Below are 19,133 nucleotides of genomic sequence, written 5' to 3' on the forward strand. Positions count from 1 at the left end.
TACGGGAGGAAGAAGATGAAACGAAGAACTTTTGTTCGGTTGGGACTGTCCGTTGCAGCCGCTATTGCTGCGACATTTGCAGTGACGGGTTCAGCAAGCGCGACGCAGGGTGTTACGATGATAAGATCATTCTGGGCTCACACCAGCCTTTATCGGGGCCGGTTGCGCTGTGGGGGGTTCCTGTAACAAATGGTATGCGCATGGCGGTTGAGGAAATCAACGCCAAGGGCGGTATTCATGGCCGCAAACTGGAATTGATTGTCGAAGATACAGCATATCAGCAAAACAAGGCAGCGCAGGCTGGCGACAAGCTGTTGCGAAAAGATAAAGTGTTTGCCTTGATGGGGCCGCTTGGAACGCCGACTAACATGGTGACGATGCCGCGGGCGCTGAAATCCAATGTGCTGAATGTATTTCCACTGTCTGCAGCGCGTGAAATGTATGAACCATTTCATCCGTTAAAGTTCGCGATGTTCACGCCATATGATGATCAGATGAGATCAGCGGTGAAATATTTTGTCGAAGAAAAAGGCGTCAAAAAAATTGGCGTCCTGTATCAGGATGATGATTTTGGCAAAAACGTTCTAAATGGATGTGAAATTCAGGCCAAAGAAATGGGCCTTCCCGAAGTGGTCAAAACCAACTTCAAGCGCGGCTCAAAAGATTTTTCATCCCAGATTGCCAAGCTGAAATCTGCGGGCGTTGAACTGGTTTGCCTGGGCACCATCATTGGTGAGACGATTGGCAGTATGGCAACCGCCAAGAAAATTGGCTATGACGCCACTTTTGTCGTGAGTTCCGCCGGTTACGTTCCGGAAAATGTGATACTGGCAAAAGGGCTTACAGAAGGGTTGTATGGCACTGGTCAGACATCTATCCCTTATTACGAAGATGCATCAGCAGAAGTTAAAACCTGGATGGATGCGTATCAGAAGCGTTTTGACAAAACTGCGGTACTGCAATCGATTGCCGGTTATGACTTGATGCATGTATTTGGCATAGCACTTGAAAAAGCGGGTAAAGATTTGACCGCGGAGAAAGTTGCCAAAGCACTTGAATCCATCAAGGAATACAAAACTATTTTTGATAGTGCACCCATTTCTTTTGGTGAAGATGACCATCTTGGCCCTGATCCAAGAAACAGTACAAAACTGTTCCAGGTGCAAGGTCCTAAATGGAAATTCATCAAAAACGTATCATACTAACTTGTTGAAAAATCAACTGAAAAACCCGGCTTCGGCCGGGTTTTTTATGTTTTGTAACTATTTGTCATTTGTGAACCAATTAGTAAGGTTTGATGGTTAATTTCCCCACAAAGTAGTTTTGTCGTTTCGTTCGGATACTGATGGGGGTCTTACATGTTGTCCGCAATTCCATCCTTTTTAAGGAAGAAAAAATCAGAAAACCTGGACACACAGCCACAGAAGAAAAAATCAAAAAGAAAGTTTGGCATTCGCGCGCGGCTGTATATGTCTTTTGGAGTTATTGCAATCCTGACATTGGCATCCGGTGCCGTTGGGTGGGCATTGTTTAACAGTCTGGGGCAGACGCTTCAGAGCACAACAAAATCCTCTCTAAATTCATTAACGCTTGCCCAGAAGCTTTCGGAAAATGCAAAATCGGTTGTGGCTATCGCACCAGACATGCTCAAAGCCGGCGAGGCTTCGGAAGTTGAAGAATTACGCGCCAAATCAGATGAGCATCTGATTGAGCTCAATTCAATTGTATCCGACCTGTATCATGTGGATATGGGGGATGAAATGATCACCGACCTGCAAATGCAGGTGATAGAGCTGCAAGATGGCATATCCAATCTGGCCGATCTGATGCTGGAACGTCTGGAACTTGAGCAGAATTCCCGTGCAATTGACAACGCATTGACAGAACATCGTGCAGAAAGTCTCAAGATTTTGCAGCCGTTCATCGATTACCGTGAGCAGGTGATCAACGTCGATGCTGCGGGACTTGAAACCGAGCAGGATGTTGCCAAGCTGCAGCAGGGGGTTACCAATCTGTTTGGTGAAGAAGTTGAAGTTCTGACAAGAGCGCTGATCTTCCAAAGCAATTTGAACTATAGCGCGGGGCTTATTCAACGCTTGGCGTCAGCCTCAGACATGGAAACCTACCGGAAAATTGAAGTAGAGTTTTCCAAATATGGAAACCGCTTGCGCCGGGCGAAAATGTTCCCGGAGTTCGAAGGTAAAGAGAAACTCGTCGAACATTCATTAGCTATGCTGAATTTGGCCATCGAAGAAAAAACGGGTCTATTCCCGGTCCGTATGGCTTACATGAACACTATGGATAGTGCCCAAAACGCAATCAGTTTGATCACTGAGGCAACTTCGCAAATGTCTAACAACATCCAGTCAGTTGTTGGGCAAATTACGGCAGATACTGAAAAGCAGATTGCAACGGCTGAAACCAGTATCAGCATGGGTAAAATTCAGCTTGGTTCCATCTCTGCGGCCAGTGTCGCGGCAGCGCTGCTGCTGGCCTGGTTATATGTGGGCAGAAACCTGATGCGCAGGCTTAATGGGCTTGTCGTGGATATGCGCGAAATCGCCGGTGGTAATCTTGATCATGACGTTAATGTTTCTGGCGGAGACGAGATTACCGAAATGGGCAACGCTTTGCTCGGCTTTAGGGATAATGCTCGCGAAGCAGAACGGCTTCGGGCCGAGGCGGAAAGTGAGCGTCAACAGCGCGAGGCCGAGCGGGCGCGCGCTGCTGCGGAAGCTAAAGAAGCCGAAGAAAAAGCCGCTGCTGAACGTGAGCGCATGGAGCGAGAAGCAGCAGAACAGAAGCAGAGAGAAATGCAACAGCTTGCTGACGACTTTGAGGGAAGTGTGAAACATCTGGTGGAGAGTTTTGCAGCCGCTACGTCGCAAATGACAGCAAGTTCGCAGGATATGGCCCAAAATGCCAACGAGACCAGTGAGCGTTCCAATACGGTGGCAAATGCGTCCGAGTTGGCGAGTGCCAGCGTGAATTCTGTGGCTTCAGCAACGGAAGAGCTTACCTCTTCAATCAATGAAATCAGCCGTCAGGTCGGACAGGCTGCATCGATTGCAAGTGAAGCTGTATCTGAAGCAGCCCGTACAAACCAGATGGTCACAAGCCTCAATGATGCCGCCGCGAAAATCGGTGATGTTGTCGGTCTGATTAATGACATTGCAGGACAGACCAACCTGCTTGCTTTGAACGCGACGATTGAAGCAGCAAGAGCCGGTGATGCGGGTAAAGGATTTGCTGTTGTTGCATCAGAAGTTAAAAATCTGGCGACACAGACAGCCCGCGCAACGGAAGAAATTTCGGCTCAAATCAAGTCTGTACAGGAAGAGACGGAAAGTGCCGTCAATGCGATTAGCGGAATTTCGTCAACCATCTCAGATATTAACAGTATTGCGGCTGGTGTGGCTTCTGCGGTTGAAGAGCAGGGCGCGGCAACAAGTGAAATCAGCCGAAGCGTTCAGCAGGCAGCACAAAGCACTCAGGAAGTTTCTGTGAATATTGGGTCGGTTAATCAGGCCGCAGCCTCGACCGGAACAACTGCGGCGCAGGTCAAAGAAGTCTCGGGCAGCCTTGCAAAAGAAGTCACGGATCTTGACCGTGAAGTGCAAAACTTTTTGACAAGGGTGCGCGCTGGATAAGCTGATAAGCTACAAAAAAGCCGGGTCTCATTTGGACCCGGCTTTTTTTTAAAGTGTGGAAATATAGGCTGCAATATCTTTGACGGTAAACAGGCCAAGCGCGGTATCAGGGTCCACCTCAGCCTTGTACTCTTCCTCGATTTTCAAAATAAGCCTCATATGATTGAGGCTGTCCCATTTCTCGACTGTTTCTATTGTATCATTTTCTGAAATGGAATCTGCAGGACAGTCCAAAATAGAAGACAGGAGCGATATTGCTTTTTCGATGTTCGGGCTATCCACGAGCAGTCTCCTCGTTTGAGTTTTCTTCCTGTCTCTTGAGCCATTCTTCGCGCAGAAGCGCAAACTCAACCACATCATCAAGTCCGCCCTCGTGGTTTCGCATATGCTGCTTTCGCACTCCTTCTTTGGTGAATTTCTGTTTTGTGTAGTTAAATAATGCGGGGAAGTTTCGCCCCCTTACATAGCCGCAAATCTTGTTGAGTTTCATGCCTTTAAAGAGAAAGGAAATCACCCGCTCGCGAATTTCCAGCACAGCGCCTGTTCCCCAGTAGGATTTATCGCCGATCAATACGCTGGTATGGCAATGATTGTGCGGCGCTTCGATATAGATTTTGAAGATGCCGATCGGAGATTTAATCTTCCGATCATAGATTGTCATGGCTATTCGGGTTTTGTTGTTATAGGTCGAAAAATAACTGGCAAGTTTGCTTTTATCCATCCCCATCGGATCGTTCATAAAGCGCATGACTTCGGGATCGGAAAACCACGTGACAAACTCATCGGGAATTGCAGCAGGGTTCACTGATTGCAAGACATAGTTTTCTGTTCCAAGCAAAAGGGGAGTTCCGTATTTCCACTTCATGACTTGCCTTCCTTGAGGCAGACTTCACGCACATTATCCCTGTTTATTTTACCGCGATCGGTTTTGGGAATTTCATTTACAAAGAACCATGTCTCGGGAATAGCTTCCCTTTTGATCAGGTTCTGCATCCACTTGGACAAGGCATCTCCGCTTAAATCACATCCGTCTTTTTGAACAACTGCGGCGGCTACTTTTTCACCGCTGATCTCATCGGGAATACCAAACACGCACACTTCCTGCACGTCTTCGTGGCGCTCCAGCAACAAATCAATTTCTTCTGGCAGAATTTTAATGCCGGCGCGATTTATTTCAGATTTTTGTCGGCCGGTGATCCTGATGTCACCGTCTTCTGTAATTAATCCGATATCGCCAGTGTGAAACCAGCCATCTTTCAGCACCGCGCTGGTAAGGTCGGGCTGATTGTAATATCCGTTCATGAGCGAGGGCGTTTGAATGAGGAGTTCACCTTCGCCAACAGCAGTTATGTGCCCGGTTTCTGCATTTTTTACCAAAGCAGACCCGCCCCAGACAGTTCCAATGCGACCGTCAACAGCCAATCCATCTTTCAAGGATACGCCGCCGATCCAATTGCAGGTTTCAGTAATTCCATACATATTGAAGACGTCTTCGGTCCCGCACCAATTCGCAATGGATTTCCAAAGGTCAGTTGATAGAGGGGCAGAGCCCACATGTACCCGTTTTAGAGAATTCTTTTGCGGCTTTTTGGACAGGCGAGTGGCCAGTTTCCAAAAGGAAGGTACGGAGCTTAGAAATGTGACCTCATACTGGTCAATCAATTCCCCCAGCTTCGCAACGCCCATAGGCGACTTGTCATCAAGTAAAATGACATCGCATCCGCCCAATAAAGGGGTGAGCAGGTTACCGATGAGACCATGCCCAAAATGGGTAGGCAAAGGGCACAGCGTGGTTTTTAAACTATCCAGACCAATATAAGTCTGGTTCAGGGTGAGCCGGGCAAGAATTGATCTGAAACTATGCTCAACACCTTTAGGAGTGCCTGTTGTTCCTGAGGTGAACAAATACAATGCGGGTAGATCCAGTGACAGATTAGTCGGCTTTGTTGCGCCCGCATGTGGCGTAGCTTTTGGCTCACTGTCAGCCGCTTCAAGAACTGCTGCGGGCTTAATGAATTCTATGATGTTCTGCTTTTCATTTTCAGTGGTCGTCGGGTTAATGCAGGCGGCTGCAACCCCCAGATTCCAGCATGAGAATAGATCAACAATAAAGCCAGCACTGCCACCATGACAGATCAGCACCTTTTCCCCCGCTGACACCATATTCGAAAGCTCTTCTGTTCGCTCAGAAATCCGGCTCTGAAATTCGGCCCGATTGGTCCAGTTGTCGCTGTTGGTTGTGGTCAGCCTTCCAAGCTGATTAAAGTTATTGAATAGCATCTTTCATCCTATCAGCAGCTTTGCGCTGCATTTTGTATATCTGGCGAAACAAAAATCGATTAATGGCTTCATCTTCCCATGCAATATCCAACGGTAGCGTTTTTAGATAGTCACTGGTCGGATCGCTCATTATTGCGTCTGGAAAGAGGGCAATGGATGTGTCGTTTTGGATATGGGCAACGGTGTCAGGAAGCTTCCGCTCATCAGTCAGTCCTTGATAAAACAGCTTAACCAGATCGTTTCCAAGCATTCTTGAAGAAGGGACTGTGTGTGTCGCCCGAAGGTTTACTTCGATCACTTCCGGCAAACCCTGTTCATCTGTTTCAAAGATATCGAGCCCCCCGAAACCGCTCAAATTGAGTGATTTAACTAGCTTGACCAAAGGGGCTTCCAGTTGTGGTCTATACAGGTTTTGAATAACGGAGCTTGGTCCGTTTTTAAAAAGTTTTTGCAATGGTCGTACGACGGTATATCCCAGCAACTTCCCTTTCCAGGCGGCAAAACTGACCGTGAGTTCCTCACCTTCAGATTTAGCTGAATAAGTGCGTTTTGAATGTTTGTGATATAATACCCGGACTTTTTAATGTTCGCGAGCAGCTGATCCTTTGGTTGATCTGCAGGTATGTGAATGACCCCGGTACCACCCGCTGCAAAACTGATCTTGATAAAATGATCCCCAGTTAATCCGCCAGCAATTTCCAGCAGTTCCTCCTCGCTGGAAGCAACAAAATGATTTGGAATGGGAAAGCCTGCTTCTTTTGCCAAGGACAACGACGTGTGCCGCTGATACATCTGTGGCTTTTCTACAAGTGACCGATCGAGGAGGTTTAATATCCGGCGAACATTATCGGAAAGAGGTTTGTCCGTGGTTCTGATATTTTCCCTCAGTTGAAGAAGGCCCCGGATCAAAGTTTCATCGATCGTTAGCAGGAAATCTGGCTGACATTCCTGCACGGCGCGAGAGACGCCTTTTACGATCTGGCTAAACCGCAAATCTCTGGGGCTACCCGGAATTTCGTATTTTCCGGCGTAACTGTCACATTGCATGATAAGCCTGTCTGGAAAGCCCAAACCATAGGTTTTTACGCCCAATTGCTTAAATTGGTAGGGCATTCGAGCGAGGCTCACGTTCATGAACATGTCTGCAAATAGAATTTTTACCAAATCAAAAACCGAAATCGGCCCCCCTCATAGATTTTGACCAGGCTACGATCTGCAGGATCATGCAAAATAATGAAGATAGTCTCAATAGAAGCCAATTATTTTGACGTTGCTCTATAAATTCCATCCCATTGATCCCCCGGAGGATTATCGCGGAATACTTTAATCCGCTGTTGATATAGATTTGCTAGGGTTACAAAGCGGGGGGAAAGGCTTGAAAGCTGTTGTGCATACTCTTCACATCTGTCCCATTCCTGAGCTTTGTAATGGCGTAACATAGCTTCAACGGTTTGTTTTTCTTTTTGAAAAATTTCATCCTTCGCAGTATCAGGATCGCCGAGAAGACCATAGACAGTTACCGCTGCGCTACGACCTTTGACAGCAATCAGGTCAAGCTCAACCAATGCAAAATCAGAGATGTTTTTTGCTGTATCCTCGCCGATGATTATGTTGATGCCATAAGTCTTCGACTGCCCTTCAAGCCGGGAAGCGAGGTTCACAGGATCACCGAGCACAGAATAATCAAACCGTTGTTGAGAGCCAAGATTTCCAACGATACAAGTCCCTGTATTCAACCCAATTCCAATTTTAAGTTCTTTGAAGTCACGGCTTTCACTCTCTGCTTCTTCTCGAATTTCATCGTTAATCTGTTTTAACCGGTTAATCATTCCTAATGCGCTAAGGGCCGCCAGCTTCTCATGATTGGGGGTGTCCAGTGGTGCATTCCAAAAAGCCATAATGGAATCCCCCATATATTTATCAATCGTACCGTTGTTTGATAGAATTTCATCGGTCATTGGGGTCAGAAATCTGTTGATGAGGTGAGTAAGGCCTTGGGGATCATCTCTGAAAGTCTCGGAGATTCCTGTGAAATCCCGGATATCGCAAAACAGGAAAGTCATTTTCTTTTCTTCACCGCCGAGCACAAGACTCTCCGGTGACTCAGATAGTCTGGAGACAAGATCGGGTGAAAGGTAATGAGAGAAAGCAGTTCTAATTCGAGCTTTTTCCTTTTCAGTGGAAAGGTAATTAAAATAGACGAGGGTAATATACAGCAATAACGAAACAAACAGCGTGTAAGTCACATCCACCAGCAGTGAAAATTCCGCGAACAGGTATAAAGACGAGCTAACTGCGATGCTGGAAATCAGGATCAGCAATCCCATTGTTGTTCTCGCCCCCACCAGAGGAACAAGAAGTATCAGGATTAATCCGGTAAAAGTTGTACCTGCCCATTCCAGAACGGCAAGATAATCTGGCCGGAACAGATAAGTCTGCGTCAGGATATTCTCCATCAACTGCATATGCATTTCTACACCAGGCAATGAGGATTGCAGCGGTGACGACCGTAGATCTTTCAGTCCCGTCGCGGACGTTCCAACGTAAAGCAGCTTGCCAGCGATTTTCGAAGCATCAATCTTACCGGTAATCACATCCACTGCTGAAATATACTGACTGGGGTCAAACTCGGAATATTTAATCCAGACACGCCCGTACTTGTCGGTTGGGACAAGTGTTCCTGCTATTTTGAAGCCAAGTATGCCGCCTTGAGTTGTTTGGGATATAACATTTCTGCCGGTGGCAACACGCAACATATCCAACGTCAACGTTGGGATAATCCGGTTATCGACAACATTGGCGAGCGGCACACGCCTGACGACGCGTCAAACCCTTGATCCAGACTGATCATTCCCCGTCCGGAAGCGGCTTCGTCCAAAATTTCCAGATTACCGATCAAGCCCGGAAAATTCCTCAGATAGGGATTGGGATCTTCTCCTAATGTTGCCACAGTGGCGATACGGTTGAGACCAAAATTGTTCACATCTGACTTTGTCGGGCTAACTGCAATGCCCAGAACAGTTCTGCTTTGGGCCAGATATTTGGCAAAAACCGCATCGAATGAGGGCAGAGCATTAAGCTCTTCCACAGCCTTTGGGCTCAAGTTGGTTACGGTCTCGCTCACCTTGTGCGGAGACAGGCGGTCCTCTTCCGCGAATACCATATCAAACCCGATGACAACTGCGCCCAACTGGGTCGCGTTCTGGACAAGCGCGCCAAGGTAGTTTCGCGGCCATGGCCATTGGCCAAGTTGCAGGAGCTTTTCTCGTCTATATCCAACACTGCTACAGGCCGTGTCTCTGGCGGGATGCGAGGTTGCCATTGCTGATAATAATCAAATACGCGATTACGTATATTTACCAAGAATGCCGGATCCAGTATTTGCAAATATAGAGAGGGGAGTAACAGGCAGAGTGCCATTGTCCGCCCGATACCAACAGTTTCCACCACTTTTTTCAATAATCGCTTGAAGCCGTTATTTGCAAAGAATCTAGTCATACCTGCGTATGTTAACCATATTAATTAATTTTTAAATGAGGAAGTATAAATAAAAGTCGTCGAATGTTTTGTATTACTTTGCGATAATTAGTAGCTTTTTGTGATAAAAGCTAGGAATTTGGCGGGTTTTATGTTACTGAATGGTCATATTTTATAGTAAAATTGAATCAATTTCGATGTGAACTTGGTTAATCTTTTGAGAACTGCTGAATTCCTTTTGGCAACAGGGAATTGTTGTGCGGGCTGTTTTCTTTTTGGTGAAGCTTGCCTGAACAGTAAGATTGGAAAAAGTAATGAGTTTTCTCAACTCTAATAGCTCGAGCGGTGACATTTCCGGAAAAATCCTGAAGGAATATGTGGCAGAGGGCAATTCTCCAGTTCAAATGGGTGGTGAATTAAAGCCGCTTGTTGCCGAATATGTTCGCGATGGCGTTGATCTGGTGGTCAAAGACCAGACTGGCGATTTTAGCGTCATAAAGGATTATTTTTCCACTTACCCGGCAGCCAATCTGATAACCGAGGGTGGGGCTGTTCTCAGCTCTGATGTTGTATCTCGTCTGGCAGGGCCCGGGCCTTTGGCGCAATCAGGTTCTACTCTGACAGATGAAAGTCCTATTGGCCAGATCGAAGAGGCTGGCGGCGAAATCCTGATCCGTCACGCAGATGGAACGTCCGAGGAAGGATTTGCGGGCTCCTTTATTTTCAAGGGCGATGTGATTGAAACCGGCAGCGATGGAAATTTGAACATCACTTTTGTCGATGAAACCAAGTTTTCCATGGGCCCCGGCGGTCGAGCCGTTATGGACGATCTTGTTTATAGCGAAGAAAACCCGTCTGGTAATGGCATGGGTGTATCCTTGCTTCAGGGGGTTTTCTCCTTTGTCAGTGGCAAGATTGCCAAGGATGATCCAGAAAGTGTCAGTATCAAGACCCCTGTTGGAACAATCGGTATTCGCGGGACTTCCTGGAGTGGTAAGATCGCTCAATTGGGTGAAGAGTCCCTATTTACGCTGTTTAGCGGCGCCATAATTGTTGCCAACGAAGCAGGTTCAGAGTTGCTAACGGTGAGCCAGCAATCGGTGATTGTAACCAGTTTTTCAATTGCACCTAGCAAACCTTTCGTTTTGGCGGAAGAGCAGATTATCGATGCCTATGGCAAAGTTCTGCAGTTGATTAATCCGGATTGGGGACAAGATGAGGATTTTGATCCAGAATCCATTAATCCACAGGCTGGCCCGCAGGGTGCCAATAGTCGGTCCGGCGGCGGAGCTGGGTTTCAGGAACCTCAATTCCAAGAGTTGGGAAGTGGTCTTGGTCTGGGCGGAATATTGTCCTTATCAGACCTGCTGGGAGAGACTGATTTAACCGAAGACGAACTCAGAGGTTTCCTCGACCCCTTCAGAATTCCCGAAGCACCTGATGCGGAGGTTCGGGTTATCAGCATTACCGATCCTGAAACCAGTACAGTCAGCGCCTTCAATATCGAAGTTCTGTTAAGCTCTCCTTCGTTGGAGACAATAACGATTTTCTATGAAGTCATTCCGGGTACGGCAACCGCAACGGACACAGGCGCGCCGGGGGATATTGATTATGTGGATAATGGCGGTGGTATTCTTACGCTATTGCCGGGGCAAACAGCCGCCAGTTTTTCGGTTACACTTCTTGATGATGATGTAATAGAAAATACCGAATTTTTTATCGTTCAATTAACTGATGCCATTAACGCAAATCTGGATCCGCTTGCCTCATCAGCGATTATTGTAATTGAAGATGACGATATCGGGGTTATTTCCATTCAGCCGGTTGATACGCCTGTCCCGGCGTTCGCTGCATTCGCACTTGCTTTTTCAGAAGATGCACCAGACCCAAGTGATATGACTGTCGGCGAAGACGATGGCGTGTTGCAGTTCAAGTTTGTCTTGGACAAGGCGGTCGCACCCGGTGTTGAAGTTCGGGTGGATTATGTGCTGCAAGGAGAGGGAGCTGCGCGCACCGGCGTTGAAGAAGGGGTTGTTCAATCGGCCTTTTTCAATGGTGGCGAGAGTGGACTGCCAGCCGGATCAGAGGTTATCGTAGAAATTGATTTGGTTGATAATGACCAATATCAAGGGGATCAATCCTTCACGATTACAATTGTTGGCGCAAGCTCAAATGCGATCGCAGATACGCTGGAGTCAAGTATCTCAGTGACTGTGGAAGATGATGAAACGCAGGTGGTGGTGAGCGAAGCTGACGATGCCGAAGTGGCAGAAAACGCTATTCCGGATACATCGGATGCAAACTCCCTTGGTATTACTGGGGGATCCGGAGCGCTTACCAGTGCTGTGTTCGCGCTAGAGCAGCCTGCATTTGATGCATTGCAACTACAGAGCAATGGCATCCCTGTCGTATTAAGCGGGCAGGGCAGCAGTCAATTGACTGGTAAGGCTGGTGAATTGGATATTTTCACCGTCACATTGTCGGTTGAAGGAGACTATGAGTTTGAACTTTTGGGGCCACTTGATCATTTACTGGACGCAGAGCCAACTGACGAAGACATAGAGCTGGTCTTTGCATTTGATGTAGTGGACGAGAATGGATCTGAGGCGAGCGGTAATTTTACCGTGAGTGTTGCCGATGACGCTCCTGTAGCCAATTCCGAAGCAGACACGGTTGAGGAAGGGCAGGTTGCGACCGGAAATGTTCTGACAGGCTTGGAAACTGAAGGCGATGCGAATGAAACTGATGGGGTGGCTGATACAGCAAGCGCGGATGCCACTGCCATTGTTTACGCGAAATCCAGTGACAGCGAGGCATTGCCGGTTTACCCGAATGAAATCGGCTTTATGGACGTTTATGGAAAATATGGGACTCTTCGTCTTCAGTCGGATGGCACATACACATACGAAGCTTTTGATGGAATAGACAATAGTGAAGCGGTGGTCGACCAGTTTGTATACAGACTTGAAGACGCTGATGGTGATTACAGTGTCGCGACACTATCGATCACGGTTCTTGATGCAAACAGCCCGCAGATTGGGACAATTGCAAATGCGTCGGTGAATGAAGATGACCTTGCCCAAGGCAGTGACGATAGCAAGGAAAGCCTGACCTCGGGGGCGGAAATCCCTCTCACATTTAACGGAGATGGTCCGGGAAGCCTAACGTTGAACGTTGATGCGTTTCCGGAAATATTTTCACGTGGTGATCCTGTTGAGTACAGTGTTGAAACATTGGAAGACGGGGTCTCTGTTCAGGTTACTGCCATTGCTCAGCCACTTGATGGGGCGCCCAGGGAAGTCTTTACACTGGATTTCGCCCCGAATGGCAACGGTGAAAACTATGCCTATTCAGTTACACTAAAAGATGTTCTTGATCATCCGCTTGAGGGGCGTGATGCGATTGAATTCGAGGTTGGCATCGCCGCAGAGGATCAGGATGGCAGTGTCGATGAGGGATCATTCAAATTTTCAATAATTGATGATGCGCCTGTAGCCTTTGATGATATGGAGTCAATTGTTACGGTTCCCAAGCCTCTATTTGATCTGGTGTTTGTGCTTGATACATCGTTATCAATGAGTAATCCCGTTCCGCAGGATGGGGGCGGAAGTTTAACGACGATGCAAGTGTTGAAGCAGGCTGTGGTTAAGCTTCTGACTGAGTATAGTGAGGTCGGAGAGGGCTTTTTGATTACTGTTATCGATTTTGATTCAGACTCCGAACTGGTCTTTAGCGGAACATCAATTTCAGATGCGATCGCGTTTATTAATGATCCTGAAAACCTGAACCCGTCCGGGCTTACAAATTACAAAGCGGCATTGGCGGATGACGCCAATGGGGCGCAAGGCGTTTTGACTGCGCATCTGAATAACCCGGATCTGGATGATTACAGCAAAACGGTTTATTTCCTGTCAGACGGTGCGCCATATCCAGTGTCAGGTCAGGTTCCACTCGATGATAATTTGCAGGTTCCCTGGCAACAATTCGTAGATGGTAACGATATTGAGGTTGTAGCTGTTGGTATAGGCGATGGCGTGAGCACGGATCAGCTTAACCGTGTGGAAAATGCTGGTGAAGTTGCCACGGTAATCAGCGATGCAAATGAGCTGGAAGCGGTTCTGAGCACCACCCTGCCAGAGGTCGCGGAAGGAAATATCGTTAGCAACGGGATTGTAGACAAGCTCGGTGCAGATGGTGCAAGTGTGACTTCATTTGCTTTTGAGACAGAGAATGCCGAATTTGCGGGTGCCATGAATGCCGCGGGGGCCACGGTAAGCGAAGTTATCGAAGGGCAATATGAGATAGAGTTTGATATTCCGCAAAACGGCGATCCAGTGGCAATAGAATTGGAATTTGGAAGCCTGTTCAGCATTGATATGAGCGGGGAATATCGGCTGGAAGCGGCAGCGGGTGTCCCGGTGGGAACTCTTTACGATTTTGAATACACCCTGCTTGATGGAGATGGTGACGTTGATCAGGCTGTCCTCAGCTTTTCATTCATTGATGAAGGCGCGCTTCCCCTTGTTGCCTTTCAGAACGCTGATGGTGGCGCTCAAGTTCTTGCTGATGGCGAAGACCAGCTATTGGAAGGTTCTGCATTCAATGACAGCCTGATCGGCGGTGATGGAAATGATACGCTTGTTGGCGGTGGCGGCGAGGATGTTATGACCGGCGGTGCCGGCGCTGATACTTTTATTGTGAGCGCTGATCCGGATGGCAATATCCACATTACGGATTTCGATGTTTTAGAGGATACCGTCGATTTGGATGCGGTTTTTGACGCTTTATCCCTCGAGCCGTCCGCGCGGGGTGAAGGGGACGCGTGGGAATTACAGGTTGCAAGCGGTGTCACGACCTTGACCGTACTCGCAGGGAATGGGCCGCAGGTTGTCTTCGACAATATGACAGACCCCGGAGCAGATGATTTGGCAGCGCTTGCTGGGCGAATTCAGGTGAGCGACGAGTCTTAGTAATTCTTGATCATGGGTGTTTCGTGCCGAAGCCAACTCATAATGAGTTGAATTGCCTTGTCTGACTGCCGTTTTCTCAGATGTACAAGATAATAGGCATTGTACCCAAACATGAATTCGTCAAAAGGTTGGATCAAGCGCCCTGTTTTCAACTCCTCCAGAACAAGGACTTCACTGACGAGCGCAATTCCCTGTCCATTTATGGCGGCATCTATGGCCAATGCGGTCTGATTGAATTTGAGTGAGTTGCGGGGATGAAACTCCTGGTTGCCAGTCAAAATTTTGAAATATTCTGGCCAGTGGTCGTGTGCATCATACAGAAAAGTCAGCGTGTTTGGGTCCAGCACTGGCGGATTACCCAAATTCCGCCGGCCATATTCCGGGGTGCAAACCGGGATGAGTTTGTCGACGCAAAATCGTTCGGCGTATAAATGATCTGGAAAGGGGGTGGCTGTCAGTCTTATGGCGATATCAACCTCGTCATCGAAAAAGTCGGCAAGAGTTTCCGTGGCCAGGATCTGAACCTCATATTCCGGATGGCTTTCTTTCAGGCGGGAGAGTTTCGACATAAAGTATTTATTCGCAAATGAGGGAGGCATGCTGAGGCAGATGCGATTGGATTGTGGGTTTAAACCGGCCGTTGCAACCCTGATTTTCTCTAAGGCCTGATGAACTTCTGGGAAATACTGTTCGCCATTCACCGTTAAACTGAGGCCCCGAGGTAACCGGTTGAACAGTTTCAGTTCAAGATGGTCTTCTAGCAATTTGATCTGCTGGGCTACCGCGCCATGGCTCACCCCAAGCTCTTCAGCGGCGAGGCGAAAGTTGAGCGTTCTGGCAACAATTTCGAAGACTTTCAACGCATTTAATGGCGGCAATTTTGACGGGGCTGGCATATGTGTACCCTATAGTTTTTCTATAGGGTGAGGCTACTATTTCTGGTTAGTGATGGCAAATGAACTGTGAAATATTATCCGGTAAATGATCGCAAGGAACAGGAGTGTTAGAAATGGCAGAAAAAGTGGCTGTGGTAATCGGGGGTGGCAGTGGTATGGGGGCAGGTGCCGCCAGAAAACTGCATGAGGATGGATATAAAATTTCCATTCTTTCCTGCTCAGGGAAGGGGGAGGCGCTGGCAAATGAGCTGGGCGGTATCGGTTTCACAGGGAGCAATCAGTCCAACGAGGATATTCAGACTCTGGTAGATCGCACACTGCAGAAGTGGGGACGAATTGATGTGCTTGTAAATAGCGCCGGGCATGGTCCAAGGGCCCCCATACTTGAGCTTACCGATGAGGATTGGCATACGGGGATGGATGTCTATTTCTTAAGTGCGGTACGCCCAATTCGCATTGTGGCGCCAATCATGGTGGCGCAGAAATCCGGCTCGATCATCAATATTTCCACATTTGCCGCGTTCGAGCCTGATCCGGTATTTCCCACATCCGGGGTTTTCCGCGCAGGACTGGCGGCTTATACGAAGTTATTTGCTGATAAATATGCGCCTGACAATGTGCGAATTAATAACGTGTTGCCGGGGTTCATCGACAGCTTGCCGGAAAAAGAGGAGTTTAAAAACCGTGTTCCCATGGGCCGGTATGGCAAGACCGATGAAATATCAGAAACCATCGCATTTCTGGCGTCACCGGGCGCAGGTTATATCACGGGCCAAAACTTGAGAGTGGACGGCGGTATTACACGTTCAGTCTAGTTTCATCTTGGGATAGCAAATTACCAAGGCCGCGCGAGAAGACGTTGCGGCCTTGTTTAATTTGTAAAGGCCAGCTTTGACGTTTGCTAGCGATTCTTTGTCAGTTGCAGGGGCCATCAGAAAATCATGCTCAATTTGCTATCGCGCAATCCTTCTTAAGTCACGCACGCGTATCAAATTCAGATAAGCTCGGCTGTTGAATTCGGGCGCGGATACCAACTGAAAAACGCTTCATTATTGAAACTGTTGGTATTTATGTGGAAAACCACAAGGGCGCGCCACAAAATCCGCGATGAGGTTTCGTTTTTTTCGTTTTTACCATAATATTTCTGTAATATTTTTCGTTTGACTTTCATAAAGGCTTTCTGTTTGATGTCGCAAAGTTGAAAAACGAAACAAAAACGAATACGGAAAACCTGAGGAAGCGTTCTTGTCTGTGGATTATGATATTTTCATCATTGGCGGGGGAGTCAATGGCTGTGGAATTGCCCGTGACGCTGTCGGGCGAGGCTATTCTGTGGCGCTGTGCGAAAAGAAAGATTTGGCCAGTGGCACCTCTTCTGGATCCACAAAACTGGTTCATGGCGGACTTAGGTATCTGGAGCATTACGAATTCAGGCTGGTGCGAGAAGCTTTAAGTGAAAGAGAGCTTCTGTGGGATGCAGCCCCTCATATTATTTGGCCGCTTCGCTTTGTATTGCCGCACCATAAGGAACTTCGTCCGCGCTGGCTGCTGCGCCTTGGTCTTTTCATTTATGATTATATCGGTGGCCGTAAAAAATTACTCGCTACCAAATCACTCAATCTTGAAAGTGATGTAACAGGAAGCCCTTTGAAGCCTGAGTTCAAAAAGGCTTTCGAATATTCTGATTGTTGGGTCAACGATTCCCGGCTGGTTGTTCTGAATGCGATGGATGCGGCCAATAAAGGAGCTGTCATTCAAACACGAACAAGTTGTATTCGGGCAGTACGAAATAATGGCGTTTGGGAAGTTACAACACTGAACCATGACAGTGGTGAAGAAAAAACCGTTACGGCCAGGCTGCTTATCAATGCATCAGGTCCGTGGGTTGATGAGGTGCTGAAGTTGCCGTTGGCTGATCAGGCGGCACAAAATGTGCGGCTTGTACAAGGAAGCCACATTGTCGTTCCAAAGCTGTATGATCATGATCGCTGCTATATTTTCCAAAATGCTGATGATCGTATTATTTTTGCCATCCCTTATGAGCAGGATTTTACGCTGATCGGTACCACAGATCATGATTTTGACGGCAGTCTGGACGATATCAAAATTGCAGATGAGGAAACAGTTTATCTGTGTGCCGCGGCAAGTGAATATTTCCGAACAGAAATCAAGGCGGACGATGTGGTCTGGACGTATTCCGGGGTAAGGCCACTATATGATGATGGTGCGTCCAAAGCCCAGGAAGCAACCCGGGATTATGTGTTGCGAGCGGATGGTGACGCTGACCAGCCAAAACTGATCAATGTATTTGGCGGTAAAATTACGACTTACCGGCGACTTGCTGAATCCATGCTTGAAAAAGTGGAAGAGGCTATTGGCGCAAAGGGGCCGAAATGGACTGGCAATGCCAAACTCCCCGGCGGTGAATTCGAACCCGAAAAATTCAGTGACGTTGTTGATCAATATGCGTTACAGTTTCCTTTCCTGGAGCGTGATACCGTTTGGCGTCTCGTTCGCTCCTATGGAACAAAAACCTTGGAAATTCTGCAAGGCGCAACATCGGTGGCTGATTTGGGAGAGGACTTCGGAGCCGGTCTGAGTGAGCGAGAAGTAAAGTATCTTGTCAAGTATGAGTGGGCACGAACTGCAGAGGATATCGTCTGGCGGCGAAGCAAACTTGGACTGCGCTTGACTGAACAACAAATTTCCAGACTTGGTCAGTGGATCGAAGAAAATAAAGCGGCAGTCTAGGCTGCTCATTGGTGAATATGAATGCTTGAATTGAAGAATGTGAGCAAGAGGGTGGGGGAAGACTATCACATTAGTGATGTTTCTCTGAAGCTGGAGAAGGGTTCTTTGAACGTCCTCCTTGGCCCTACGCTATCGGGTAAGACGACGCTGATGCGGTTGATGGCGGGCTTGGACAAGCTACATCAGGTGATGTGTTGATGGATGGAAAATCCGTTGTTGGTGTTCCTGTGCAAAAGCGGAATGTTGCAATGGTGTATCAACAGTTCATTAATTATCCCGCGATGACTGTATATGAGAATATTGCATCTCCCATGCGAATTGCCGGTGTGGATCAGGCAACCATCGATACCCGTGTTAAATCCGCGGCGGAGTTGATGAAACTCACCCCTTATCTGGATCGGACACCGCTTAATCTGTCTGGTGGACAGCAGCAGCGGACAGCGTTGGCCCGCGCGTTGGTCAAGGATGCGGAGCTGGTACTGCTTGATGAGCCACTTGCCAATCTTGACTACAAGTTGCGTGAAGAGCTGCGCGTTGAACTGCCTCGTATTTTTGCGGAAACCGGTGCGATCTTTGTATATGCTACTACCGAGCCACATGAAGCGTTGCTATTGGGCGGTAATTCCGCGACGCTGTCTGAAGGGCGCGTTACACAGTTTGGCCCTTCCATTCAGGTTCATAACAATCCGGTGGACATGATTACGGCGCAGACCTTCTCTGATCCGCCGTTGAATGTCTTTGAAGTTATGATCGAAAATGGCGTCATGGATTTTCATGGTGAGAAAATATCTGTTGCAGGTCCGGTCGCTGCGCTTCAAACCGGCAGGTACAAAATTGGTATTCGCCCGCACCATATCCAACTTGGAAAGCCTGATGCGAATGCTTTGATGGTGATGTCGAGTGTTTCTACAACGGAGATTACCGGCTCTGAAAGCTTCATTCACATCGAGCGGAACGGGTATAAATGGGTGGCGCTAACGCATGGTGTTCACCGCGTTGAAATTGGTGACGAAATTCCTGTTTATTTAGACCCTTCTCATTTCTTCATTTTCAACGAAGATAATCAACTTGTGCTGGCACCTTCTTTTGCAAATTCGGAGGTGAGCTGA

At 47.8% G+C, this 19,133-nt stretch carries 13 protein-coding genes and 2 pseudogenes; 7 read left to right on the forward strand and 8 right to left on the reverse strand.

Annotated features, from left to right (window positions below; all coding sequences use genetic code 11):
* Nucleotides 1–15: 15 nt before the first annotated feature.
* The 3 genes from JCM23214_RS25545 (at nucleotide 16) to JCM23214_RS22595 (ending at nucleotide 3,650) form a co-directional block, all read left to right on the forward strand.
* Nucleotides 16–186: a hypothetical protein gene (locus JCM23214_RS25545; RefSeq protein WP_234397762.1), complete on the forward strand. Its 171-nt coding sequence runs from the start codon at nucleotides 16–18 to the stop codon at nucleotides 184–186.
* The gene (locus tag JCM23214_RS20730; protein WP_234397747.1) at nucleotides 168–1,205 is read left to right on the forward strand and encodes an ABC transporter substrate-binding protein; all 1,038 of its coding nucleotides are present in this window, start codon (nucleotides 168–170) and stop codon (nucleotides 1,203–1,205) included. Before JCM23214_RS25545 ends, JCM23214_RS20730 begins: the two co-directional genes overlap by 19 nt.
* Nucleotides 1,206–1,358: 153 nt before the next feature.
* On the forward strand, nucleotides 1,359–3,650 hold the full coding sequence (locus JCM23214_RS22595) for a methyl-accepting chemotaxis protein (protein ID WP_025899287.1): 2,292 nt from the start codon (nucleotides 1,359–1,361) through the stop codon (nucleotides 3,648–3,650).
* 48 nt (nucleotides 3,651–3,698) lie between these two features.
* Here the strand turns inward: JCM23214_RS22595 and JCM23214_RS12840 are convergent, their stop codons facing one another.
* The 7 genes and pseudogenes from JCM23214_RS12840 to JCM23214_RS26750 all read right to left on the reverse strand — a co-directional run.
* Nucleotides 3,699–3,932: an acyl carrier protein gene (locus tag JCM23214_RS12840; protein ID WP_025899288.1), complete on the reverse strand. Its 234-nt coding sequence runs from the start codon at nucleotides 3,930–3,932 to the stop codon at nucleotides 3,699–3,701.
* On the reverse strand, nucleotides 3,925–4,515 hold the full coding sequence (locus JCM23214_RS22600) for a GNAT family N-acetyltransferase (protein WP_025899289.1): 591 nt from the start codon (nucleotides 4,513–4,515) through the stop codon (nucleotides 3,925–3,927). The genes JCM23214_RS12840 and JCM23214_RS22600 overlap by 8 nt, the downstream gene beginning before the upstream one ends.
* A complete protein-coding gene (locus JCM23214_RS12850) occupies nucleotides 4,512–5,930 on the reverse strand; it encodes a class I adenylate-forming enzyme family protein (RefSeq protein ID WP_025899290.1) in 1,419 nt (472 codons plus the stop codon). The genes JCM23214_RS22600 and JCM23214_RS12850 overlap by 4 nt, the downstream gene beginning before the upstream one ends.
* Nucleotides 5,917–6,312: a hypothetical protein gene (locus tag JCM23214_RS12855; RefSeq protein WP_025899291.1), complete on the reverse strand. Its 396-nt coding sequence runs from the start codon at nucleotides 6,310–6,312 to the stop codon at nucleotides 5,917–5,919. Before JCM23214_RS12855 ends, JCM23214_RS12850 begins: the two co-directional genes overlap by 14 nt.
* The gene (locus tag JCM23214_RS12860) at nucleotides 6,300–7,094 is read right to left on the reverse strand and encodes an ATP-grasp domain-containing protein (RefSeq protein WP_025899292.1); all 795 of its coding nucleotides are present in this window, start codon (nucleotides 7,092–7,094) and stop codon (nucleotides 6,300–6,302) included. Before JCM23214_RS12860 ends, JCM23214_RS12855 begins: the two co-directional genes overlap by 13 nt.
* A 95-nt stretch (nucleotides 7,095–7,189) precedes the next feature.
* A complete protein-coding gene (locus JCM23214_RS20745) occupies nucleotides 7,190–8,257 on the reverse strand; it encodes an adenylate/guanylate cyclase domain-containing protein (protein ID WP_369405907.1) in 1,068 nt (355 codons plus the stop codon).
* 99 nt (nucleotides 8,258–8,356) lie between these two features.
* Nucleotides 8,357–9,252: pseudogene (locus tag JCM23214_RS26750) on the reverse strand (CHASE2 domain-containing protein); the annotation flags it as partial.
* A gap of 469 nt (nucleotides 9,253–9,721) precedes the next feature.
* On the opposite strand from JCM23214_RS26750, the gene JCM23214_RS12870 reads away from it, so the two are divergent.
* The gene (locus tag JCM23214_RS12870) at nucleotides 9,722–14,377 is read left to right on the forward strand and encodes a FecR domain-containing protein (protein WP_025899293.1); all 4,656 of its coding nucleotides are present in this window, start codon (nucleotides 9,722–9,724) and stop codon (nucleotides 14,375–14,377) included.
* Here JCM23214_RS12870 and JCM23214_RS12875 read toward each other — a convergent pair.
* Complete coding sequence (locus JCM23214_RS12875) at nucleotides 14,374–15,273, reverse strand: LysR substrate-binding domain-containing protein (protein WP_025899294.1); 900 nt, start codon at nucleotides 15,271–15,273, stop codon at nucleotides 14,374–14,376. The genes JCM23214_RS12870 and JCM23214_RS12875 overlap by 4 nt on opposite strands.
* Before the next feature lie 113 nt (nucleotides 15,274–15,386).
* Between JCM23214_RS12875 and JCM23214_RS12880 the strand changes: the two genes are divergently transcribed.
* The 3 genes and pseudogenes from JCM23214_RS12880 (at nucleotide 15,387) to JCM23214_RS26755 (ending at nucleotide 19,133) form a co-directional block, all read left to right on the forward strand.
* Nucleotides 15,387–16,088, forward strand: a complete 702-nt coding sequence (locus JCM23214_RS12880; RefSeq protein ID WP_025899295.1) for an SDR family oxidoreductase — start codon at nucleotides 15,387–15,389, stop codon at nucleotides 16,086–16,088.
* A 430-nt stretch (nucleotides 16,089–16,518) separates the two neighbouring features.
* The gene (gene glpD / locus JCM23214_RS12890) at nucleotides 16,519–18,024 is read left to right on the forward strand and encodes a glycerol-3-phosphate dehydrogenase (RefSeq protein ID WP_025899296.1); all 1,506 of its coding nucleotides are present in this window, start codon (nucleotides 16,519–16,521) and stop codon (nucleotides 18,022–18,024) included.
* Nucleotides 18,025–18,045: 21 nt separating this feature from the next.
* Nucleotides 18,046–19,133, forward strand: a pseudogene (locus tag JCM23214_RS26755) (ABC transporter ATP-binding protein).

This window comes from Sneathiella glossodoripedis JCM 23214 (assembly GCF_000616095.1).
In the GTDB taxonomy this organism is placed as follows: domain Bacteria; phylum Pseudomonadota; class Alphaproteobacteria; order Sneathiellales; family Sneathiellaceae; genus Sneathiella; species Sneathiella glossodoripedis.